This window comes from Paenibacillus amylolyticus (genome assembly GCF_050990605.1).
Classification (GTDB): Bacteria; Bacillota; Bacilli; order Paenibacillales; family Paenibacillaceae; genus Paenibacillus; species Paenibacillus amylolyticus_H.
In genome coordinates this window covers 4769993-4792931 of record NZ_CP158832.1, presented here as the reverse complement: position 1 = coordinate 4792931, position 22939 = coordinate 4769993, and the positions used below count along the sequence as shown (strand labels likewise).

The window sequence follows — 22939 nt, the reverse complement described above, 5'->3', positions numbered from 1 at the left end:
AACATGAACAAAACGGAGCGGCAGCTTGCGATTACGCTTGAATTGCAGCGAAGAAAGATGTTAAGAGCAGAAGATTTGGCTGCTCAATTGGAGACAAGTGTACGTACGATATATCGAGATATTCAGGCATTAAGTGAGGCTGGCGTTCCGATCATGGGAGCCCCGGGTCATGGGTATTCCTTGATGGAAGGATATTTTCTGCCCCCGGTAAGCTTCAGCGCAGAAGAAGCGGTATCCCTGCTTATGGGAGCTGATTTTATTGAACAGAGATTGGATACGGAATACGCGATACAGGCTAAATCGGCTCAACGGAAAATTGAAGCCATCTTACCTGAATCCGTTCGTAACGAGTCCACACGTGTCCGGGAAACGATGCGAACGCTTCATACGCTTGAACCCTTAACCCGAGTGAGGGTGAAGACATACCTTAACCAGATTCGTAATGCCATTTTGGAGCAACGGAAGATTAGCTTTATGTACCTGAAGAAAATGCCGGGAGCGGATGGCACTCGGTATAACATGCGTGAGGTTTCCCCCTATGGACTCTCGCTCGTCCAGGAGAATTGGGTATTGATTGCACGTTGTGATCTAAGACAAGACATCCGTCATTTCCGTTTGTCACGCATGACTGAACTTTCAGAGCTGGAGGAACACTTCCATTTACCGCCAGATTTTGATCTGAACAGTTATCGACCTCCTGACGACCGTAACGAACACATATTAATCAGGGCAAAACCCGAAATTGCTGACAAAATTATGGAGGCCCTTCATTTCTATATGGATGCATTTGAGGAGGAAGAGGATGGTGTGATTTTTCATTTTCGTGTCCGCCATCCGGAGGAAATATTGCATTATTTACTTGGCTGGGGTGGAGATATCGAGGTCTTGGAGCCGGAATCTTTACGCTTTCGAATGCAGGAAGTCGCCAAAAACATCTTAAAACACTACTGACATACACCTGTCAGTAGTGTTTTTTTATACTTTGATATATCACAGATCAAGAGGAATTGGAGTTGGTTGAAGGATGAGAAGTACAACGGAAGCATTGAAATCATTGGAAACTGCAGACAGCAGATATTGGATTGGTGTTGTATCTGCTTCTCATGTGAATGTAGCCGTAGAGGGAGGATTTGCGCAGTTGTGCCATGGTAAGTCAGCAATGTTGCGGCAGATGTCCCCGGGTGATTGGATGATATACTATTCTCCACGTACAGAGATATCAACAGGGAAGCCGCTTCAGGCTTTTACCGCTATTGGTCTAATTATTGACGATAGGATATATCAATATCGGATGTCGGAATCCTTTGTACCCTTTCGGCGAGATCTCCGTTATCTTCCATGTCGAGAAGTCAAAATCGCAATCTTGTTAGACCAACTCTCATTTACACGCGGAAATCGCAATTGGGGGTTTCCATTTCGCAAAGGTCATTTTGAGATCGGGGCTGAAGATTTCATGATAATAGCTTCAGCGATGTTGGATAATGAGACACAGTCACTGTTGGATACTCGTTTAAACCAGACATGTTAACCAAACGAAAAGGCCCATAGATAGTCTATGGACCTTTTCATTTTATGGATAATCATATCCTCCACCGTTGATATTACCGAAGATGCTGTCCTTTCTTGCTATTAAGGTTTAAATTCAAGTGGAAAAGTCAATAAAAGCTCTGTAAGCAACGCTGTACAATCCACCGAAAACCAGTACAATTGAACCTATAAGAACATGAGATAAAGAGAGGTATTTCTCCATGACGGATACAAGTGGGAATCGCAAAGTTGACGGCTATCTTAATAAACTCAAAACGTGGCAGGAAGAGTCGACGAAGCTGAGAGAGATTATTCGAGATTTTGACCTGACAGAGGATATGAAATGGATGCATCCTTGTTATATGCTCGATGGGAAAAACATCGTCCTAATCCATGGATTCAAAGAGTATGTCGCGATCCTGTTCTTCAAAGGTGCTCTGCTGAAGGATACACATGGCATTTTGGTTCAGCAAACGGAGAATGTACAGGCCGAGCGCCAGCTTCGCTTCACCAGTCTGGAGCAGATTGTGGAGCAGGAGGCAATCATCAAAGCCTATATTCAGCAAGCGATTGAAGTGGAACAAGCCGGATTGCAGGTGGAAATGAAAAAAACTGCCGAATATAGCGTTCCCGAGGAACTTCAACAGCAATTCGATGAGAATCCTGCTTTCCGAGATGCATTTGAAGCACTGACACCCGGACGGCAGCGGGCCTATCTCTATTATTTCTCACAACCGAAGCAATCCAAAACAAAAGTGTCACGAATCGAGAAGTACATACAGCCGATCCTGGAGGGGAAAGGGTTGAATGACTAATTATAGTTATAAAGCTTTTCTCCAATTGACAAATATAACGTCTTCCACTAAGATAATCGTATAAGTAAATAATGAATATAATCAGGATTGTTACTGATCAGCAGGCAAGACCGATTGATATGCAAACATGTATAGGCTATATACGATGTGGGCATTATTAATGGTCTTTTTTTGTTGCCAAATCTTGTTAACGTTTCATTATAAAAGGAGATTCGTATGAAAATCACGCGAATTATTAATAATAATGTTGTCTCTGCGGTCAATGAACGACAACAGGAGATGATGCTTCTGGGAAGTGGTATTGGCTTTCAGAAGAAAAAGGGAGACCTCGTGGAAACAGGTAAAATTGAGAAGGAATTTTTCCTGAAATCCAAAAATGTAACAGGTAAATTATATGCCTTGCTCGCCCAGATTCCCATGGAGTATATTCGGGTGTCCGACAGCATTATTCAACATGCCAAGCAGTCCTTAAACAAGGAACTCAATGAAAATATATATCTAACGTTAACGGACCATATTAATTTTGCTGTGGCACGTTACAAGCAGGGTATGAATTTCAATAATGCTCTGTTGTCTGAAATTAAAGCGTTTTATTCCAATGAATTTCGCGTGGCTATGAAAGCCCGGGATATGATTAATGAGGAATTTAACATTACATTGCCTGAAGATGAGGCCGGGTTCATTGCGCTTCATATTGTCAATGCAGAACTGGGATCTGATATGGAAGAAACCATGAAGATTACACAGTTGATTCATAAAGTCTTGAATATTATTCGATATCAGTTTAATATACATTTTAATGAAAGCTCGCTCCATTATTCCAGACTAGTCACACATTTGAAGTTTTTCGCCTATCGCTTGTTTAATCATACGGTTGTGAAAAGCGGTGACAGCGACTTTCTCCATATCATTAAAGAAAAGTATGCGAATGAATATCAATGCAGTCTCCGGATTGCACAGCTGATTCGAGTCGATTATGGAAAAGAATTAACGGAAGATGAATTGGTGTATCTAACGGTTCATATCAAAAGGGTCATTGATGAAGAGAAGGACTGATTCATCAGCCACTATAATGAGTAAACTAGGATTGTTACTGGTGAGGCAGGCAAGACCTAGAGTTCCATCGTGTATAGAGCTTATCTATATTCGATAGAATTCTAGGTCTTTTTTTATACCTAAAAACGTTTGAGGGGGAGCAGTACATGAAACATGAAAGCACAGCCGCCGATATTTTGAAACTAGTGGGTGGCGAAAAAAATGTAGATAGTGTAACACACTGTGCTACAAGGTTGAGATTTAATCTGAAAGATGAGAAGGTTGCGAACAATGAAGCATTGAAAAATGTACAAGGTGTGGTGGGTGTTGCCAGCAGTGGTGGGCAGTATCAGGTCATTATCGGTAACGAGGTAAACAATGTATATAAAGCTTTGACGAAGCTGGGGAACTTTGCAACCAATGACGATGCCCCTACTGTAAAAAAGGGAAAACTGACTACGCTTCTGGACACAATCTCTGGAATCTTCACACCGATCCTGCCAGCCATGATTGGTTGTGCGATGATCAAAGCCGTTCTTCTTATTTTGAAAACATTTGATCTCGTTGATCTGGATGGGCAATTCAATACAATTATGACCTTTATCGGTGATGCAGCGTATTACTTCTTGCCGATGCTGCTTGCCTGGAGTGCGGCTGTTAAGCTTAAAGCTAATGTGGGTTTTGCATTAACCATTGCTGGTGTTCTGTTGCATCCTTCATTAGGGGCGTTGATGTCTGCAGGTGAGCCAGTTGCATTTTTGGGACTGCCTGTCACTCCGGCGACGTACACTTCGTCGGTTATTCCAATTATTTTAGCGGTATGGGTCTTGTCGTATGTTGAACGCTTTGCCGAGAAGTATTCTCCATCGGTTATCAAATCCATTCTTAAACCGTTGATCGTGATTCTTATTATGGCTCCATTAACGCTGATTGTACTGGGTCCAATCGGTGCCATCGCGGGTAACTACCTGGCGTCAGGCGTTTCTTTTGTCAATACACATGCAGGATGGTTAGTATCTGGTATTATCGGCGGGGCATTCCCGTTCTTGATTATGACAGGTATGCATTATAGTTTGGGACCTGTTGTGCTCACTGCTTACGCACAGACGAAAACGGATAGTATTGTTGGTCCAGGTATGCTTGTACACAATATTTCTCAAGGTGCAGCTGCGCTTGCAGTCGCTCTCCGGACTAAAAATAAAGCATTTAAACAAGTTGCATATTCTACAAGTGTAACTGCACTGCTCGGAATTACCGAACCCGCTCTGTTTGGTGTAAATCTACGCTTGAAAAGACCGCTGATCGCTGTAATCGTTGGTGGCGCGGTAGCGGGTATATATGTTGGATTGTTCGGTGTAGCTCGATCGGCTCTGGGTATTGCAGGTATAGCTACGCTGCCCGCATTTATCACGGATCATCCATGGAACCTGGTTCATGCCGCAATTGGTTGTGTGATTGCATTTGTAGTTACATTCATCATGACTCTGATCTTGGGATTTGAAGATGTACCTGAAGATGGAAAGAATCAAGCAACACAAGAAAAATCATCTGCTACGAACGGTCGTGTACCAGTAGCCGGTGTTTCTGAACATGTTCTCACTGCTCCGTTGACTGGTAAAGTTTTGGAGTTATCCACGATTAAAGACGAAGCTTTTGCAACGGGCGCTATGGGAAAAGGGATCGCTATTGAACCTACGGTTGGAAAACTTGTAGCACCAGCAAATGGTGTGGTATCTGCGGTCTTCCCTACGTCCCATGCCATTGGTATTAGTTCAAATGATGGTGCGGAGATTCTCATTCACATCGGGATGAATACGGTGAAGTTGAAAGGCGAGCATTTCAAGGTTCACGTCAAAGAAGGCGATACTGTAAAAGCTGGAGATTTGCTCATTGAGTTTGATACAGATGCCATAGCGGCTAAAGGTTATGATCTGACTACACCGATCATTGTTACGAATTCGGATGATTTTGTAGATGTCATCACAACGGACAAAGCATCCATTACTATCGGTGAAAATCTCATCAAAATTATATAAGGAGGACTTGTTTATGTCTAACAAAAATAGTTTCCCCGAATCCTTCATGTGGGGCGGTGCAACAGCGGCGAATCAATACGAAGGTGCCTGGAACCTTGATGGTAAAAAAGCGAGTACAGCCGATATGATGACGGGCGGAACCCATACGGTTCCCCGTCGGATTACGATAACGACTGAAGAGGGGGTTCATTACCCTTCTCATGAAGCAGTAGATTTTTATCATCATTATAAGGAAGACATTCGTTTGTTTGCAGAGATGGGTTTCCGTTGTTACAGAATGTCCATTGCATGGTCCAGAATTTTCCCTAATGGAGACGATGCAGCGCCGAATGAAGCAGGACTTCAATTTTACGACAATGTGTTCAATGAATTGAAAAAGTATAATATCGAACCCATCGTTACAATCTCCCATTATGAAGCACCGTTTGCTTTAACCGAGAAATTCAACGCTTGGGCTTCCAGAGAAATGATCGATTGTTACGTGAAATATTGCGACACAATCTTTAATCGTTACAAAGATGTAGTGAAGTACTGGATCACCTTTAACGAGATTAATAGCCTGATTGTTCCGGCAGGTGCCTACTTGGCTGGAGGACTTCTGGTTGATAAAAAAGGCGGCGTATTTAACAATACAGCAGTGGACAGCACGCAGATGAGATTTCAAGCGTTGCACCATCAATTCGTCGCGAGTGCCAAAGCTGTCAAGCTTGCACATGAGATCAATCCAGACTTCAAACTTGGCTGTATGATTAATTATAGTCATGGTTATGGAAGCACATGTAAACCGGAAGATATGTTAAAGGCTCTGAGAATGGATCAGATCAACAATATGATGAGCAGTGACGTACAAGTTAGAGGGGAATACCCTGACTTTGCGAAGAGATATTTTGAAGAGAACAATATTCAGATTGAGATGGCAGCAGAAGACGAAGCGGTGTTAAAGCAGGGCTGTGTTGATTTCTATAGCTTTAGCTACTATAAATCTCACGTGGTGGGTACCCGTCCAGAGGGTGATGAGACCCAAGGTAACGTCTTTGGTGGATACAAAAATCCATATCTGAAAGCGACGGACTGGGGATGGCAGATTGATCCGGTTGGACTTCGGTATGTGCTGAACCACGTATACGATCGTTATCGCATCCCGATGATGGTTGTAGAGAATGGTCTGGGTGCAGTGGATGTCGTTGAAGAGGATGGCACTATTAACGACACGTACCGAATTGAGTTTTTGCGCGCTCACATTGAACAAATGAGAGAGGCTGTCAGTGATGGCGTTAATCTTATCGGTTACACAGCTTGGGGGTGCATCGACATCGTTAGTGCATCCACTGGTGAGATGGGCAAACGCTACGGATTTATCTATGTAGATAAGGATAACGAGGGCAAAGGCACCCTGAAAAGAAGCAAAAAGAACAGCTTCCACTGGTATAAAAAGGTGATCGCATCCAACGGGGCAAGCTTGGAGTTGTAAGTTAAGAAAAAGTAGAACATATCAGAAGCTGATCATTGAATGGATAAGCCAACGGTAAAGATAACAAGATAAGAAAATAACTTCATAAACTTAGGAGGCAGTCGAAGTGTCATCGACTGCCTTTATTTATTGGATAGGGCCGAAGTAGTTCAAAGTAGTTGAACCAACAAGGTTGAGTACTATGCCTAGCCTGATTTCACAACTAATTTGGATCTCGAACTCGAACTCACCAAACTGAGTTTAGAACATCGTCGACTTCTTTGATTCTTGTGACAGATGGTGTTTGAATTAAGTTTCCTTTGACCATGACCATAGAAATGTCTGACAAGGCCTCAATATGTTCCAGCGGATTATGCTCCATGATAATCAGATCAGCATGTTTCCCGATATCCACTGTCCCTGTAACATCATCAATGCCCAGGATCTTCGCATTAGTTCGAGTCACCATGTCGATGACCTGTTTGTTATTCAGGTTGGCCTGTCTCATGTAGTGATCCATCTCTCTCCACATATCATAATGAGTCACGTAAGGCATGGCGGCATCGGTACCGATTCCGATGGTGATGTCGTTTTCGATCGCTTGTTGTACACCTTTGAGCATGGAATCATAGACGAGTCTGGAATTCTCTTTTACCGTTCTACTTACCTTCGTTACGCTGGTATCCAGTGAAGCGGATGGATAGGCGGCTTGCAGGGTGGGGATGAGTGCGGTGTAGCCATCCAGGGCATTGGGATTATTTTTGTACAAACGAATGATTTCGTCGTCCATCTCCGAACCGTGTTCGATCGTATCGACGCCACCCTGTAACGCAACCCGTACACCTTCCGTGCTTTCCACATGCGCTGCCACCCGCAGACCAATCTTATGCGCTTCATCGCAGATCGCCGCAACTTCGTCCACCGTCATCTGTAAACGACCAGCTTCGCCCACCATTTTCGCATCCGTCACGCCACCCGTCACACAGATTTTGATCAGATCCACACCGTGTTTCACATTCAGCCGTACATTTTTTCGTGCTTCCCACGGAGAATCGCCCACCAGAGCAAGAAATGGAGCACCATGTCCGCCTGTGACACTTAGGAAAAACCCGGAGACAAGCAGATTAGGGCCGACAAAGTCGCCGTTGTTAATCTCATCCCGCAGCTGGACGTCGGTGTAAAAGAATTCCCCCACACTGCGCATTGTCGTCACACCCGCATGGAGTGCGGTCAGCGCGTTGCGTTTCATGCGTCTTTTCAATACGTTTCTGCCGAATTTGGTATTCAGGATTCGATCATAGGCGAACTTCAACAAGCCTTCACTGACCGAGAGACTAAATGGTTTACCGTCTGCAAAGAGGTGCACGTGGGCGTTGATTAGCCCAGGCATTACGTATTTGCCTGAGAGGTCGATGGTTGTGTAGTGATTCGGGATAAGCAACTCATGATCTCGGCCGATATCCTGAATGAGACCTTGCTCATTGACGAGAATCGTCATGTTTTTTTGTAGATTGCGGCTTGAGTCGCCGTGGATCAGATTGACGTTTTTCAATGCGTAAGCGGTGTTCATGTTGTGTTCCTCCTTAGAATGGTGGGTGAAGCTATATAAGTTGAATGATGGGTATGTACACTTGTCACTCCGATGACAGAACAACCTTCGGATCGCTGTTATCCCCAGATTTTTTTGATACCCTCTTATTAGGGGAAATCCGGTGATAAGCACATGCTTACGATGTAGCTTTCTTTCAGAAAGCTTTTGGCGAACGCTTCGCTTCCTCTAGTTATTTCTGTCCTCTCCGTTATCGTGTAAATGTAGGTTCAACTTAAATAGTTTGGTAAATGGTAAATATTCAACTTAAAAATGAATATTTAATTCATTTTTGGATCAAAAAAATAGAGCGACTTAATGTTAGATATTTTTTTTTGCGTGCAAACCAAGTGAAAATGACCTGATCTGCACGCTTTGTCTACCCGGTATAAGTGATTAGATGCAGCGTTATTCATTGAGGCTCTTCATGCCGTACAGTCTGTATACATACAACGCTTCGAATATTTGCTTCCGGCTGTCCTCACTCATATCCCGCTTCAATAGATCCAGATTCATGTCAATCACGTTGTGTGCGAGGATGTTAAGTAAGATCAAGTTCTCCTCGCTGCCAATCTCATACCGTTTATATTGATTCTTTAGATATACCTTCTTGGTTTCGATCATCAGCTCGACAAGTTCATTCTTGGCGTTGGTGTAGATCGTTCCTTTATTTTTTTCGAAGATGATGACAATCTGATTCCGGTATTTCCGTAATACATCCACCTGTTCCTGCAACAGCGCCGACTTTCGCTCGCTATCGGTTTCCTCGAACAGGGTCTGGTTATCAAAGTGAATCGTCTCCACCAGCACATTTTTCAGATAATCCACCAGATCCGGCGGCACAACAGCGTAGAATAGTTCTTTCTTGTTTTTAAAATAAGTATAGATATTGCCCACGGAAATATGGATCTCATCCGCGATATCGCTCATCTTGGCATCCACGTAGCCTTTTTCAAAAAAAACTTTGAGCGCCGCATATTCAATCTCTTTCCTGACTTCGTCTTTCTTGGCTTGCACCATCGGGAACGACTCCTTAATAGTGAATGATTGGTTCGTTATTAGGATAGACCTTTTTGAGGGGGGTGTCAAATGGTTCTGAAGAATTGGATAAGGAATAAATGAGAAATTATAGAAGAACTGAAATAGGTATTTAGTTGATGTTATTACATTTATGTAACTAAAAATGATAGTTTTTAACCAGATGAAAACATAAATACATATGTTAACATTTAATGGTGTTATATTACATATTCATAGGAGCCATTCCTGTAATGAAGTAATTTGAGCTTTGAATGAAAAATGCGCCTTTAGTATACTGGGAATCGTTGTTCCGACCAAAGAACAATACCCACACACGAAAAGAGGCGCACAAATGAAGTATAAGATGAAACAGAAACAGAATCAACGGATTACGCGAATTACGGAAGAAACGCTAGTCATTGGAGCAGACATTGCTAAAAAGATTCACGTAGCTAGAGCGGTAGATTTCCGTGGCATTGAATTAGGAAAAGACTGCGTGTTCCACAACGATCAGGAAGGGTTAACGAAGCTAGTAACATGGATGAAAGAACTTCAGGAGGTTCATCTGAAAACGGACATTGTTTTCGGAATTGAGCCTACCGGGCACTACTGGTTTCCGCTAGCCGCTTTCCTGGAAGCTCGAGATATCAAGATCGTCATTGTGAACCCGCATCACGTAAACAAGAGCAAGGAACTTGAGGATAACTCGCCGACGAAGAGTGACTATAAGGATGCCAAAGTCATTGCAGATCTCATTCGAAACGGGAAGTACTCGGAGCCCAAATTGCCGGCAATGGAATATGCCGAACTACGCATCCTCATGAATTTCCGTGAGAGGGTTATGGTGAGTTTAAACCAAGTCAAGGCCCGTGTGCATAATTGGTTCGACCGCTATTTTCCAGAGTATTTGAGCGTGTTTAAAGATTGGGAAGGCAAAACTTCCTTGATGACCATGCGCCAGTTTCCGACACCGGAAGAGATCGTCTCTACAGGCGCCAGAGGCGTTCTCGCACACTGGAAAACGGAAGTGAAGCGTGGAGTCGGTATCAAGAGAGCGGAAAAGCTCTTTGCGACAGCCGGGATATCCATCGGGCTTACCGAAGGGTTACGAGCTGCGAGGCTGGAGCTTCTGAGCTTGCTCGACCAGTATGAGCTTTTCTCTAAACAGGTGGAAACGACCATGAAACAGGTCATGGATATCTTGAGTGAGATACCGGGAACGACGCAGATGTTGAATATCCCAGGCGTTGGCGCGGTTACCGTTGCAGGATTTCTGGCTGAGGTTGGCGATCTGAGTCATTACGACCACGGACAACAAATCATCCGGTTGGCGGGCTTGAATCTAAAAGAAAATAGTTCTGGTAAGCGTAAGGGTAAAACTGGCATTACCAAGCGTGGACGATCTCGACTAAGAGCCCTATTGTTCCGTTGCGTCATGCCAATGGTAGCTAAGAATGAGGAGTTCAAGGCCCTTCACAAGTATTTCACAACACGAAGTCAAAATCCGCTGAAGAAAAAACAGTCGCTAATCGCGCTCTGCGGCAAACTGATACGCGTCCTGCACACGCTGGGGACGAAGGAAATAGAGTACAACGCAAACGAAGTTCTTGGTCCTGTACGACAAGCGCAGTTACAACAGATTGCAGCTTAGTTCAAAGAATCAATAGCCTGAAATCTCCACTCGTTCACAGATATATAACGAGACAATTGAAGCACCGGAGAAGCCGAAGAATACCATTCCATAAGGGCAACGACCCCGTTTAGGAGCAAGAATCGGCCTCCACCCCTTGGCAGGTAGAACGAAGGAATGTAAGGGCGATGACCCCGCGTGACATGGGAGGGTGAACCCCGAGGGAGATGTGGAGATCCACTGTGCGATCATAAGCATGACCACAGTTTGGATAAAAAATGGAGTCCAAGCTCTGTTCCCGTCACCGGTCATTACAGAAAAATCTGGTTCTGAACCAATATTCCCCCATCAAGCCAAGATGTCGAAGTTGTAAATCTACGAATGGACGAGAAAACAGGCGAAAACATTACTTTATAGTGGGAGGGAATATCAGTGAAATTCAATAAAAGACTCATGAAACAGAGTTTAATTTTAGCTTCATTACTATTCTTAGTAATGGTTAGTTATGCAGGAGCTTCGGCATTAAGTCTACCTAAAGTAAAGCAAGAAAAAACGAATTGGTGTTGGGTAGCATCTAGTATCATGATTCTAAAGTTTTATGGCATTAATAATGTGTCTCAATGTGAATTCTATAAAACTGCCAAAAAGGCGAGTAGCTGTGAAAATAATACAGGATATAACTACGAATCGCAGCGAGGTATGCATACGTACGGTGTTTCATCAAATGAATATTCTGGCGCATTGGACGCAGGTACACTTTCTCAACAAGTCGTTACAAGTAGTAGACCTGTTTATGTAAATTGGCAATGGACAGCAGGAGGAGGGCATGCCGTAGTTGCTAAATGGACCGAATATTACTCCAATACTAATTACGTGAGCTACAACGATCCATGGGACGGTACTAGCAATACTATGGCATATAACAGTTTCAAAGGTGGTAGTGGTTACGATAGAAGATGGGATTCGGGACTGAAAGACATGTGGCATTATAAATAAAAAGGAGGGTCCATAATGAAAAAATATCTTATTATTCTCATAATGCTATTTTCTAATATGTTTTTGTTATCAAATGTTTATGGTGCACCAGGGTCTAATGAGGTTATTCCCTCAGAAGTAAAGGATGTTGCCATTAAAAGCATGGAATTTTTTAAGACAAAAGTATCAAGTTCACCGGAAGAGTATGGTTGGTTAGATGAAAAAGAAGTGCAACATGCAGAATTAGGAGAAGGATACCGTTTGTATTATCTCGAACCAAATAAGATAAACGATGCTGATAGTATTCTCTCAATATCGTACCCTTCTGATCAGTGGCAGTTTACTGTTTATTCAAATGGTACGCCTAAATCTTTCCTTACTGTAGGTAAAGAAAATGGTGTAGGAGAATTCAAATTAATTCAGTTTGGTGGAGATGCCTCTGATTTTGTTACTTCGATTGATAACTTTGCTAGGCTAGCCTCGCAGAAAACGGTGCAATCTAAAGAGGTAGATCCTATTATTGTTAAAGTAGGGAATGTGCGTTATTTAGTAGCTGATGTTGATAACGTAGAATATGCTTTACCCGATGTAAGTAGTCAAGAGAAAATGTTATTTACTAACGGTGTTGATAACTCTACTCTAGTTGAAGCTAAAGATACCCTATCATTCATTAAGAATGTAAAGTTACAGAGTGATCAGTTAGAAGGGATGGATAAGCCAACTGGAGGTACTAACTACAGCAATTACAATTCAAATGAAGGAAATTCATTTCTATTAAATTTTTTGATAATATTCACTTCTCTACTAATAGTTTCTTTGATTGCATACATGTATGTGATGAAAATTAGATCAAAAAAGAAAATCTAATAGTTGAAGAAGAGAGATACTGGTTACACGGTATCTTTCTTCTTCATATATGGAGGAGTGCCAAATGAATTTATTAAAAATATGTTTTGCGTGTATGCTGTTTCTCATCATTCTGACAGGCTGCAACTCTGAACCTGATGTTTTACCTGAGAATAAAGATATTCTTTATCTGAAAGAAAAAGGTTTTACTGTATATAAGGAACTAGGTGTCATCGAAACCTATACTCTTGATAAAACCAAGCTAACAGAGATGCCATATATGTTAATGTGGGGACTTCAACAAAAAGATGTCACTCCATTTTTGAACCAAAAAGTGAATTTGAAAGCTTATGCTGTAACGAACAATAGCCTCAAGGAAAAACTGAAACTAAACAACCAAGAATCATTAGAAGCCGTTCTAATGGAGACCAAGGGAGAAAAGGTAGGTGGGTATCTGATCAAAACAAACAAAGAATCTAATGAACCTACTGGCAATATTTACTCTCTTTCAGGTGAAAGTCTAGAAGAGGTTGTGAAACAAGATCTGCAACAATGGGAAAGTGAGTGGTTGGATAAGTATCGATAAATTAAAAGGATATTTGTAAAGAGGAACACTGAATTAACTATAGGAAGAAATGAGGGGATTTAGTTTTAAATTTCAACTTATTAATAAAACAGTGAAATTTAAGGAGAGAAGAATTTTCAGTCAATGAGTAGTAAACTGGTACGTTTTCACGTACCACATCTTTTCAATACTTATGTTACCCTCTCCTTAAAAGGAGTGGTGACATGACTAGTACCAACAGCGAAGACCTGTCTTCGCAGTACGCACATCTCGTCCAACAAGAAGATGATTACGTAGATCAACTCGTTACATGTAACAAACTCATCCTGGACGCCATGGGCATCATCGCGAAGCAGGCAGGTATGCTAGACATGGATACCGTGAAACAAGCAGCATATCACCTTCATTCCATGGAACAGGATCTAAACCGAAAGTTATTTAAAGTCCGACTGGAGAAGAGCATCTTGGCAAATCAAATGAGCCAGTCTACATAAAGCCACCTTAACTAAAGGACAGTGCAGGATCACGCCAGATGATCTTGAACTGTCTTTTTGCCTTTCCATCCAAACATTTATCGCTCCCAATTAAGCATTGACTTTCCCCGAAAATCCCCCTAAACTTCAATTATTAAAATACTTTTAAAAACATTCATTGAATGATTCGAAATGAACGAAAGGAGGCATATAACTTACCATGTTACCCACATCACACAACACCCAACAGGTGAAGCGCATTAACGTTGAACTTGTGAAGAATACACTCCGATCCATGGGCGTCGGCACGAAGGCTTCGATTGCAAACCTGACCAAACTCAGCGTAGCGACATGCGGCACGATTCTGAACGAGTTGCTTCAGACCGGTGAGATTATCGATCTGGGTCCAGACGAATCAAGCGGGGGGAGACCGGCGAGTCGGTATCAATTTAATGCAGACTACGCCAGTGTACTGTGCCTGATTATTCGAACAGAGGGCGGCATTCACTCGATCACACATACATATGCCAATCTGAACGGAGAGATGGCGGACGAACAGACACTCTTTTTGGATGAGATTAATGTCCCGGTGGTAGAGGATCTGATTGCAAATCTGATCGAACAACACCACAATGTGCAGGCGATTGGTATTGGCATCCCTGGTGTGGCACACAACGGCGTGATTGGAATTTGCGACGTACCGGAGCTGATGTATCAGCCGCTCGGCCCAAGGCTTAAGGAGCAATATGAAGACATGGAAGTGGTCATTGGCAACGATATGAACCTGACCGTCTACGGACTGTACAACCAGCAGCAATTCGAGGAAGAGAAGAACTTCGCGGTGGTGACGTTTCCGGAGAATCATTTTCCGGGTGCAGGCTTTATCATTGATGGTCGTCCGCTGACAGGGAATACGCAATTTGGAGGAGAGGTATCTTTTCTACCATTTGGCGTGTCACGGGAAGAGCAGCTGCGAATGTTAAAAACGACGGAAGGGTTGCAGGAACTCGTTACAAAGACGCTGATCTCCATCATTGCGATTATTAACCCGGCAGCGATTGTCGTTACGGGCGATACAATGGACCCGGCTATGCGGGATGACCTGTTACAAGGCTGTCGGGATCACTTGATCCCACAGGAGCATATGCCTGAGTTGATTATCCAAAGAGACACACGGCGCGAATATGTGACGGGGCTGGTCGCTGTTACACTGGAGAGCCTGACCTACCGCATTCAGGTAGTTGAGAAGCAGTGGTAAAGCTTAACCTTGCTTCCTATTTCAAATGTACAAATCATTGACACGATAACGGAGAGGGCAGAACCAATCTGAAGAACGCCTTTATCACTGTATGTTCACCTTTAGGACGATTCAAAAAAATACAGGGATAACAGCGGTCGGAAGATGGTACTGCAATCGAAGTTATAACGTGCAATCATTTTCCTGAACACACTGGAGGAACTTATTTTGAATCAGCAAGCAGGTACACAAGGCAACAAACGAAAGTTCAACAAGCTGTACGCCATGCAGCTGGCAACGATCTTTCTCGGATTTATCGTATTTGGCATATCGGAAAATATTAAGGGCCCGGCCATTCCGCGCATTCAATTCGACTTCAATCTGGATGAGAAACAGCTCGGAACATTATTGTCCCTGAATGCACTGGGGTACTTGATCGCCTGCTCGTTCACGGCTATTTTGGTTCGCAAATGGGGCATTAAAGCCGTCAGCATCATATCGTTTGCATCGATGATCCTCTCGGGTGTGTTCATTTATGTGTCTCATACCTATCCACTCTTTGCTTCATCGTACTTCTTCATGTACATCGGTAACGGCATGCTGGAGATTGCCTTGGCGATTCTGGGTGCGAGGATTTTTGTGAAAAACACAGGTACGATGATGAACCTGTCCCATTTCTTCTATGGGCTTAGTTCAACGGTAGCGCCTTTACTGGCGACAGGGGTGATGTCGTTGAGCGTGTTCGGACACGTACTGGACTGGCGCGGCATGTATCTGGTGATGTTGTCACTCTGTCTGCTGCCGATCATTGCGGCGCTGCGCAGTAAATTTCCGGGGGATGATCTTCCTCATGAAGATCGGACCTCACTCAAGACGTTAACACGTGATCCAGCCATCTGGCTGATGGTGCTCATTCTTTCTTTTGGCGTGGTATCAGAACTGGCGGTTGGGGGTTGGCTCGTTAACTTCCTGGAGAAAGCCTACACGTGGGACACGGTCAAAGCATCTGGGCTACTCTCTGCGTTCTTCCTTGCTTTCTCGCTAGGTCGTCTGCTGCTGGGTCCACTGACGGACCGAATCGGATTCGTGTTGTCGCTGATTTTGTTCTCTGCTTTCTCGGCGATATGTACGTTTGTGGCGCTTACAGGAGGAGAGAGTCTTGCGTTCTTCTTTGCGGTATCCGGTGCAGGTATTGCGATGATCTATCCTACGGTAATGGCGTTTATCGCACGCAGATATCCAAACGGCAGTGACACCGCGATTACGTTTACGGTTACCCTGATGGGGGTTGGCAGTGTCATCGGTAACTATGTGATTGGTTGGGTCATTGAAGGTGTGAAGAATATGTATGGTCCAACGACTCAGTTGGGGCTGCTACGCGGACTTCAGGCGGGATACGGATTCATTGGTTTATGTGCTGTGATCTGTACGGCATCTGGCGTAGTGTTGTATGTGTATTTGAAAAGAAGGCAGGAACTGATTTGAAAATCAGTTGCAACAATAAAGCCCCACTGATCTCCATGATCGGTGGGGCTTTGCATATGAATAACCAAGTTGGACTAGTACGGGATATCGTCTCCATATTTCCTCACCAAGCCTACGACTTGTTCAAAGCAGTTCTTCTTTTCCAACGTTTCAAAAGCACATACAATCCAAATCCGCCCAAGAAAACCACCCCTGCCGGAACGATATAAGGTTTAACAATCTCATCCACGTGCTCCCATTGAGAGCCCAATTTGAAGCCTAAGTAGATGTACAATGAGGTAATTGGAAGCATGGCCAGGAATGTAAAGAGACTGAATTTAAATACATTCATCTTCGCCATTCCACATGGGATGGAGATGACGGTCCGAATGCCGGGGACAAAACGGCCATAGAAAGCGACCCCGCTGCCATATTTCTCGAAGAACGTATCGGAGGCGTCCAGATGATGAGGTTTAATCAAGAAATACTTGCCGTATTTTTCGACCATAGGTCTGCCGCCGTATCGTCCCAGGGCATATAACGTCAGAGGGCCAAACGTTCCACCTACGGTACCCGCCAGTATAGCCAGCCACAGTTTCATATCTCCAAGGTACACCCAATATCCTGCCATGGGCAGCACAAGTTCAGCAGGTACGAATTCAAACGACAAGGCAATAACGAGACCTGCGTACGACAAATCTTTGAAAAAAAGTATAAATTGCGTGATCCACTCCGTCATGCTTTCCCTCCACAAATCTATCTATTTTTTATAGTTTAGAAACACTCCTATACCAAGAGTAACAATAGCGAATAGAGCTTGTCAAAACTCACACGCATATCCGATTAAGCCCGTCACGGCGGGATATGTTAGGTCATACATAAGCGATATCTCATTCGACATGTATTGAGCAGGCGGTTGTCTTCAAACAAGAAGTTGAACTTCATATCACCCCTGACACCAATATAACACTCTGAAAATGTTTCCAATTGTAGCGTGATAAAACTATCACTAGCTTCTTCACCATCCTGTACATAAAGAGAAGGAGTCAAGACATGACCGAAACTTCAATTATCGACCAGATCCATATTATGATTAAATACAATGTATCCTTTTATTGTTTCATGTATATCTTATAGATATACAACTGTAGGGAGGTGAGGTATAATTGGAGCATCAATCAAACGAAAGGCGTGGAATTGCCATGACTACAGCCACACTTAGCAAATGGGGAAATAGCAGTGCAATTCGCATTCCTAACCAATTGCTTAAGCGTCTTAATCTGGAAGAAGGCTCGGAAATCGAGATTTTGGTGACAGAAGATAATGAATTGTTGTTGCGTCCAAAGACCAAGCCTGTAGAGTCCAATGAGGAGCTACGCAACCATCTAAAGACTTTGCTCTCTAAAGTGAAACAGGATACAAGACATGAAGAAATAGACTTTGGCACTGAAGGGAACGAGTTACTTTGATTATTCCCAAGCGAGGCGATCTGATATGGCTTGACTTTGATCCTCAAGCGGGTCATGAGCAAGCCGGGAGACGACCGGCAATAGTTCTATCTGAACTTGAATTCAATGAAATAACGGGTTTTGCCGTTGTATGTCCCATAACGAGCCAAGCCAAGGATTATCCTTTTGAAGTTACACTACCAGAAGACCTACCATTTTCAGGTGTTGTTTTGACGGATCAGTTGAAGAGTCTTGATGTGCGGCAACGACGTATCCAAATTGCGGGGCATGCCGAACCAACCTCTGAATTTATGAAATCAGTTCTACGCAATGTCCGTTCTATATTGGCATAATTGAAAATTAGTAGCTGATCATATTCCTAAATCCACGTCTAACTAAAAGACGTGGATTTTTTCTTTCATATCTAAATAGCTTCTCTAAATAGCCTTGTCCATCCTTGACGCTTCGGATAAGAGCTTCTGAAAGGCACTTATAAGTTGATAAGAAAGATTTTTAATCCTCTGAAAATGCTTCCAAATATAGTATGATAAGACTATCACTAGCTTCTTCACCATCCTGTACATAAAGAGAAGGAGATCAGAACATGACCGTAACTTCGATTATCGACCAGATTCATTTGATTGAATACGATCCCTCTTACGCTGCCGCACTGGCGGATATGTGGAACCGCAGTAACGAAAGCTGGGGAGGTGGCACCAATGTCAGAACAGAGGAAACGGTTCGCCGGGAGATGGAGAGTTCGTCCAATCTTCATGCATTTCTAGCCGTTCATGGGAAAGAGGTGGTGGGCTTCTGCAGTTTTGCTCATTACCGCTATGACGAGAGAGCCCTATATGTACCGTTGCTTAACGTACGTCCTGACTATCACGGTTACAAGGTCGGGCGTAATCTGATTCTGAATGCTGTGCGCAAGACTGTGGAGGCGGGGTGGCCCCGCTTGGACCTGTTCACATGGGCAGGCAACACGAAGGCTGTACCGATGTACAAGAAATGCGGATTCTTCTGGGAGAAAAAAGATGAACATGTGCATCTGATGAATTTCATCCCCACGATCTTGCAGACCGAAGCACTTGCTCCTTATTTTGAGGAGTTGGATTGGTATGCAGACAGCACGCGTGAACTCGTCATCGAGCCGGATGGCCGACGGGAGCGTGGTTTTGATTTCTTTGACTACACGTGGAAAAAGGGAGAGGTCTCCCTGCGGGCTGAATTTGAAAAGTCGGGTCGCGGGCTGACTGCCCTCGAAACACCGGATTACGAAATCTCCACAGAGGTCGATGATCATGATCTCGTTTTCGGTTCCAGCTATACGGTCCGCTATCGCATTAAGAATACATCTCCGTCTGATCTGGCGATTGAGATCAAGGGTGAGGACAACAAAAACATTCGATTTGCGCTGGACGTTGCGCGAACAGTCGCTCCGGGAGAAACCATCATCGTGGAAGGTGAGTTTCACCTTGATCCGATTACAGAGGAACAGAATAACAATAAGACGCATCCCGTGGTTGCCAGCACATGGTTGATCGGCGGTAAGAAAGCGGAGTTCAGGTTAGGTATTGCCCCGAAATTCCCGGCCAAGATCAAGACCGTCTTGCCTGTGAAGGAGCTCTATCCAGGTATCCCGGCGGAGTTGGTTCTAAATGTGGAAAATAATGTGGATGCCGACACGGAGTTCAGCTTGGACCTGCCGGAGGATGAATTCCTGGAATGGGGGGAGCGTTCGGTGCACTTTACTGTGCCTGCTAAAGGTAAAATGTCTGTGCCTGTGCCCTTCACCTTGCGTTCATATGGTCTCTATTCCCAAGAAGTAGAAGTGACGGCTGTCCCCGTGGGGAAACATGCGATCTCTTTTACAAGCAAACTTTCTGTCCTGATGAAGGGAATCGAAGGGAAGTATGGCGGGCAGACTGAGGATCAATGGGTGGCCGTCAATGGCGCATTCTCCCTTCATATGAGCAAGCAAGATAATAATATGTGGATTGAATATCCCGGTTCCCGTCATTCGTTCTGGTGGACTTATCCGAAGCTGGGTAAGCCGTTTGCCGAAGAGTTATCCAAGAAACAAGCCAAAGAAGTGAATATTTATCCTGAAGGGGAACGCCAGGTTCTTGAAGCGCTGTATGACTCGGAAGATTTCCCTGGCCTGCAGATCAAGTCCGTGGTCAAGCTGTCGTCGAATGGAATCGCCGAATTCTACCACGAGGTGGAAAATACACGAGATACCGCCTGGGAAGAGGACCTGTATCTAATGAATAACTTCGGGTTCTATGGTAACAGGTTGATCCTTCCTTATCAGGGGCGCTTCGTGGACATGGGCGATGATTATGCGGGTGATCCGAACCATTGGAATAGCTCACAGATTACGGAGAACTGGCTGTTCTGCAAAGAAGAGTATGGGGCGTGCGGGATCTATTGGGACCCTTCCCTGAAGTTGCTTCGTCCAGAATACACGTTGGGGTTGCAGCATGAGCTTGGACGTTTGGAGGTAGGGGCCGTGGCGCGAACCAAGGAAACGGTGTTTGCTCTGAACACGTTTGCCAAATGGCATGATTTCCGTGCATTTGCCCGGAAGCAGCGGAACCCTGTCATTCCAATGTTGGACAGTCATCTGAATCTGACACTGAGTGAGGGGAATCCATTTGCCCCGGATGTGCTACAAGTAGCGTTGACTGAACACAAACTCGTTCCGCTTGCGGGCAAGCTGGAGCTGTATGTGCAACAGGGTAGCGAACCGGAGGTTATGGCCCATGTGAAGGAATTGAATCCGGAGCAGAATCTGAACTCGGCGAAGCTAACTTTTTCACCAGACGAATCGGAAGATCATGACCAGCACGTGAGTGGTTGGAAAGTTCGTGGGGTCTATCGGGGCGAAGATCGGATTCAGGAGCGAACGGCTCTTTGGTTCCCGCAGAGCGGAACAGAGGTGAAGCAAACGCTTAATGAAGGTTCAGCTGGACCTTTGTACACCGTAGACAATGGAGTATTGTCGATCGCCGTTGCTCCAGAATTCGGCAGTGTCGTACACTCACTGAAAGTTGCAGGCGAAGAATGGCTGGACAGCTCGTACCCTGAACCAGCTCCACGCTCGTGGTGGAATCCGTGGTACGGCGGGTTGGGAGTGGGGGTTCCAGGCATGAATGGTTTCAGCCGCCAGTTGGAACAGAGAGTGGCTTCCTGGACGGAGCACAAGGATCAATACGGCAACGTCTGGAAGGGCATTAAGCTGACCACCCGGATTGAGAAGCATGAAGCAAATCGGGGAATTACGATCCACCAGCATTATCTGATGCTGCCGGGTGTTCCTGTGCTCTGCACGCTGCTTGAAGTGACCAACGAAAGCGGCCTGACGTTGACGGATTACTCGATTGCGGAGGAACGTTTCCTCCAGCCTTCATCTGTATATGCGGAAGGATGGATAGAACAACCGGGTAAAGATCGATTCCCATTAGGCAAAGTAGATGTGGGCCTGCCACTGGAAGATCTTTTGCGAGTCGGATCGGTTTCGCGTGAGAACATGCTGCATGCGGTCCATCGTTACCCGAATCAGAGTGCATGGGCTTTTGCCAATAATCAGGTGACGGGTTTGAACGTGAATCATCATCTGACAATCAAGCACGGGGAAACAGTCTGGACGGAGCCGACATATCTTGTCCTGGGGCCAAACCCACTGAGTTCAGCGGATGTGCGTGACCTTCTCAAACTGAATTTTGCAACTTCTACCGAGGAAAAGGAGGCTTCACATGCCGATCATTGATATTCACATTCATCTGTCGGACATCGACAGCTTTCACCGAACAGCAATTGATCTCTCCAAAGTGGATTACTCTGCCGCTGGTCTTAAAGCGGAGTTTGATAAAAACGATGTCATTCTGGGTATCGGAATGGGGGTTACGGAGCAGACAAAGGGAGCGTTCCCGGATTCCAGTTCCCCTAACCCGATGGGACTTGACCTGGAGAAGAAGGTCCCATCATTCCTCATGGAATGTGTGGGCATCAATCCCAATGCGCTAGATGGCAAAAACGCTCAGGACGAGCTCGACCGGATTGAAGCCAGAATGCAATCCCCCGAGGTAGCCGGAATCAAACTCTATGCAGGGTACTATCATCACTATGTGTACGACAAAATCTATACCCCGGTCTATGAACTGGCAGCCAAGTACAACTTGCCTGTTGTGATTCATACGGGAGACACGTATTCCATGAACGGGTTACTCAAGTATTCGCACCCACTGACGGTGGATGAATTAGCCTTTCAGCAGCGCGATGTGAACTTCATGATCTGCCATCTGGGTGATCCCTGGGTGATGGATGCAGCTGAAGTAGTGGCGAAGAATCCGAACGTGTACGCAGATTTGTCTGGTCTTGTGGTGGGGGATCTGCCTCATTTTGAAAGGTTCATGAATGAACCTCTGTTCATGGATCATTTCCGCCGGGCCTTGGTCTACTCGGATCATTACGAGAAAATGCTGTTCGGTACCGACTGGCCGCTTGCGCCCATCGATCTGTATGCCGAATTTGTCCGCCGACTTGTACCGGAGCAGCATCATGATAAAGTCTTCTACGAGAATGCCTTTGGGCTGTTTCCACGGATTGAACAGCGGATTGCCGATCTGGGTAGAGTCTAGGTGCCGAAATCTTAATATCTGAGGGATGTAACCCATGCACTTCAGTCATGGAAGATGATGTGAGGTTCATGCTGAATCCCTGTGATGTAACTCCTGCCATTTTGCTGGCAGGAGCTTTTTGTCTAGAAAAACCGTATTTAACCCTGATAGACGCCATACTCATCTATGAACTCCATCTTGTATG

At 44.6% G+C, this 22939-nt stretch carries 20 protein-coding genes; 17 read left to right on the top strand and 3 right to left on the bottom strand.

Annotated elements, in window-relative coordinates; all coding sequences use genetic code 11:
* The first annotated feature begins 3 nt into the window (after positions 1 to 3).
* The 6 genes from ABTV53_RS21100 to ABTV53_RS21075 all read left to right on the top strand — a co-directional run bounded on the left by ABTV53_RS21100 (position 4) and on the right by ABTV53_RS21075 (position 6884).
* Positions 4 to 951, top strand: a complete 948-nt coding sequence (locus tag ABTV53_RS21100; RefSeq protein WP_433746099.1) for a helix-turn-helix transcriptional regulator — start codon at positions 4 to 6, stop codon at positions 949 to 951.
* A 73-nt stretch (positions 952 to 1024) separates the two neighbouring features.
* Entirely contained in the window at positions 1025 to 1528 is a 504-nt protein-coding gene (locus tag ABTV53_RS21095) for an EVE domain-containing protein (RefSeq protein WP_433746096.1), read from the top strand.
* A gap of 220 nt (positions 1529 to 1748) precedes the next feature.
* A complete protein-coding gene (locus tag ABTV53_RS21090; protein WP_433746094.1) occupies positions 1749 to 2342 on the top strand; it encodes a YdeI/OmpD-associated family protein in 594 nt (197 codons plus the stop codon).
* A gap of 216 nt (positions 2343 to 2558) precedes the next feature.
* Entirely contained in the window at positions 2559 to 3398 is an 840-nt protein-coding gene (gene licT, locus ABTV53_RS21085) for a BglG family transcription antiterminator LicT (RefSeq protein ID WP_421892357.1), read from the top strand.
* A 146-nt stretch (positions 3399 to 3544) separates the two neighbouring features.
* Positions 3545 to 5413 carry a beta-glucoside-specific PTS transporter subunit IIABC gene (locus ABTV53_RS21080; protein ID WP_433746091.1) on the top strand — a complete coding sequence of 623 codons (1869 nt, stop codon included), beginning with the start codon at positions 3545 to 3547 and terminating at the stop codon, positions 5411 to 5413.
* A 13-nt stretch (positions 5414 to 5426) separates the two neighbouring features.
* On the top strand, positions 5427 to 6884 hold the full coding sequence (locus ABTV53_RS21075; protein ID WP_433746088.1) for a glycoside hydrolase family 1 protein: 1458 nt from the start codon (positions 5427 to 5429) through the stop codon (positions 6882 to 6884).
* Positions 6885 to 7110: 226 nt separating this feature from the next.
* On the opposite strand, the gene ABTV53_RS21070 is transcribed toward ABTV53_RS21075, so the two are convergent.
* Positions 7111 to 8433 carry an amidohydrolase family protein gene (locus ABTV53_RS21070; RefSeq protein ID WP_433746085.1) on the bottom strand — a complete coding sequence of 441 codons (1323 nt, stop codon included), beginning with the start codon at positions 8431 to 8433 and terminating at the stop codon, positions 7111 to 7113.
* A 426-nt stretch (positions 8434 to 8859) separates the two neighbouring features.
* Positions 8860 to 9471, bottom strand: coding sequence for a TetR/AcrR family transcriptional regulator (locus ABTV53_RS21065; RefSeq protein ID WP_433746082.1), 612 nt, complete (start codon positions 9469 to 9471; stop codon positions 8860 to 8862).
* 364 nt (positions 9472 to 9835) lie between these two features.
* On the opposite strand from ABTV53_RS21065, the gene ABTV53_RS21060 reads away from it, so the two are divergent.
* The 7 genes from ABTV53_RS21060 to ABTV53_RS21030 all read left to right on the top strand — a co-directional run bounded on the left by ABTV53_RS21060 (position 9836) and on the right by ABTV53_RS21030 (position 16682).
* Positions 9836 to 11122, top strand: coding sequence for an IS110 family transposase (locus ABTV53_RS21060; RefSeq protein WP_433754301.1), 1287 nt, complete (start codon positions 9836 to 9838; stop codon positions 11120 to 11122).
* Positions 11123 to 11533: 411 nt separating this feature from the next.
* Positions 11534 to 12097, top strand: a complete 564-nt coding sequence (locus ABTV53_RS21055; RefSeq protein ID WP_339306260.1) for a papain-like cysteine protease family protein — start codon at positions 11534 to 11536, stop codon at positions 12095 to 12097.
* Positions 12098 to 12112: 15 nt separating this feature from the next.
* Complete coding sequence (locus tag ABTV53_RS21050; protein WP_339306262.1) at positions 12113 to 12943, top strand: hypothetical protein; 831 nt, start codon at positions 12113 to 12115, stop codon at positions 12941 to 12943.
* 64 nt (positions 12944 to 13007) lie between these two features.
* A complete protein-coding gene (locus ABTV53_RS21045) occupies positions 13008 to 13508 on the top strand; it encodes a hypothetical protein (RefSeq protein WP_433746079.1) in 501 nt (166 codons plus the stop codon).
* Positions 13509 to 13711: 203 nt separating this feature from the next.
* The gene (locus tag ABTV53_RS21040; protein ID WP_433746077.1) at positions 13712 to 13981 is read left to right on the top strand and encodes a hypothetical protein; all 270 of its coding nucleotides are present in this window, start codon (positions 13712 to 13714) and stop codon (positions 13979 to 13981) included.
* A gap of 199 nt (positions 13982 to 14180) precedes the next feature.
* The gene (locus ABTV53_RS21035) at positions 14181 to 15218 is read left to right on the top strand and encodes an ROK family protein (protein WP_433746075.1); all 1038 of its coding nucleotides are present in this window, start codon (positions 14181 to 14183) and stop codon (positions 15216 to 15218) included.
* Positions 15219 to 15482: 264 nt separating this feature from the next.
* Positions 15483 to 16682, top strand: a complete 1200-nt coding sequence (locus ABTV53_RS21030; RefSeq protein WP_433754299.1) for an MFS transporter — start codon at positions 15483 to 15485, stop codon at positions 16680 to 16682.
* 112 nt (positions 16683 to 16794) lie between these two features.
* On the opposite strand, the gene ABTV53_RS21025 is transcribed toward ABTV53_RS21030, so the two are convergent.
* Positions 16795 to 17400: a DedA family protein gene (locus ABTV53_RS21025; RefSeq protein WP_433746072.1), complete on the bottom strand. Its 606-nt coding sequence runs from the start codon at positions 17398 to 17400 to the stop codon at positions 16795 to 16797.
* A 427-nt stretch (positions 17401 to 17827) separates the two neighbouring features.
* On the opposite strand from ABTV53_RS21025, the gene ABTV53_RS21020 reads away from it, so the two are divergent.
* The 4 genes from ABTV53_RS21020 (at position 17828) to ABTV53_RS21005 (ending at position 22755) form a co-directional block, all read left to right on the top strand.
* The gene (locus ABTV53_RS21020; protein WP_017687001.1) at positions 17828 to 18130 is read left to right on the top strand and encodes an AbrB/MazE/SpoVT family DNA-binding domain-containing protein; all 303 of its coding nucleotides are present in this window, start codon (positions 17828 to 17830) and stop codon (positions 18128 to 18130) included.
* Positions 18127 to 18462, top strand: a complete 336-nt coding sequence (locus tag ABTV53_RS21015) for a type II toxin-antitoxin system PemK/MazF family toxin (RefSeq protein WP_091013425.1) — start codon at positions 18127 to 18129, stop codon at positions 18460 to 18462. Before ABTV53_RS21020 ends, ABTV53_RS21015 begins: the two co-directional genes overlap by 4 nt.
* Positions 18463 to 18713: 251 nt before the next feature.
* Positions 18714 to 21884 (top strand): GNAT family N-acetyltransferase, encoded by a 3171-nt coding sequence (locus tag ABTV53_RS21010; RefSeq protein WP_433746067.1) that lies wholly within the window; start codon positions 18714 to 18716, stop codon positions 21882 to 21884.
* Positions 21871 to 22755 carry an amidohydrolase family protein gene (locus ABTV53_RS21005; RefSeq protein WP_433746065.1) on the top strand — a complete coding sequence of 295 codons (885 nt, stop codon included), beginning with the start codon at positions 21871 to 21873 and terminating at the stop codon, positions 22753 to 22755. Before ABTV53_RS21010 ends, ABTV53_RS21005 begins: the two co-directional genes overlap by 14 nt.
* Positions 22756 to 22939 lie beyond the last annotated feature (184 nt).

Coding starts and splice junctions, on each gene's coding strand:
- ABTV53_RS21100 (WP_433746099.1), top strand. CDS start 4: ATGAACAAAACGGAGCGGCAGCTTGCGATTACGCTTGAATTGCAGCGA.
- ABTV53_RS21095 (WP_433746096.1), top strand. CDS start 1,025: ATGAGAAGTACAACGGAAGCATTGAAATCATTGGAAACTGCAGACAGC.
- ABTV53_RS21090 (WP_433746094.1), top strand. CDS start 1,749: ATGACGGATACAAGTGGGAATCGCAAAGTTGACGGCTATCTTAATAAA.
- licT (WP_421892357.1), top strand. CDS start 2,559: ATGAAAATCACGCGAATTATTAATAATAATGTTGTCTCTGCGGTCAAT.
- ABTV53_RS21080 (WP_433746091.1), top strand. CDS start 3,545: ATGAAACATGAAAGCACAGCCGCCGATATTTTGAAACTAGTGGGTGGC.
- ABTV53_RS21075 (WP_433746088.1), top strand. CDS start 5,427: ATGTCTAACAAAAATAGTTTCCCCGAATCCTTCATGTGGGGCGGTGCA.
- ABTV53_RS21070 (WP_433746085.1), bottom strand. CDS start 8,433: ATGAACACCGCTTACGCATTGAAAAACGTCAATCTGATCCACGGCGAC.
- ABTV53_RS21065 (WP_433746082.1), bottom strand. CDS start 9,471: ATGGTGCAAGCCAAGAAAGACGAAGTCAGGAAAGAGATTGAATATGCG.
- ABTV53_RS21060 (WP_433754301.1), top strand. CDS start 9,836: ATGAAACAGAAACAGAATCAACGGATTACGCGAATTACGGAAGAAACG.
- ABTV53_RS21050 (WP_339306262.1), top strand. CDS start 12,113: ATGAAAAAATATCTTATTATTCTCATAATGCTATTTTCTAATATGTTT.
- ABTV53_RS21045 (WP_433746079.1), top strand. CDS start 13,008: ATGAATTTATTAAAAATATGTTTTGCGTGTATGCTGTTTCTCATCATT.
- ABTV53_RS21040 (WP_433746077.1), top strand. CDS start 13,712: ATGACTAGTACCAACAGCGAAGACCTGTCTTCGCAGTACGCACATCTC.
- ABTV53_RS21035 (WP_433746075.1), top strand. CDS start 14,181: ATGTTACCCACATCACACAACACCCAACAGGTGAAGCGCATTAACGTT.
- ABTV53_RS21030 (WP_433754299.1), top strand. CDS start 15,483: ATGCAGCTGGCAACGATCTTTCTCGGATTTATCGTATTTGGCATATCG.
- ABTV53_RS21025 (WP_433746072.1), bottom strand. CDS start 17,400: ATGACGGAGTGGATCACGCAATTTATACTTTTTTTCAAAGATTTGTCG.
- ABTV53_RS21010 (WP_433746067.1), top strand. CDS start 18,714: ATGACCGTAACTTCGATTATCGACCAGATTCATTTGATTGAATACGAT.
- ABTV53_RS21005 (WP_433746065.1), top strand. CDS start 21,871: ATGCCGATCATTGATATTCACATTCATCTGTCGGACATCGACAGCTTT.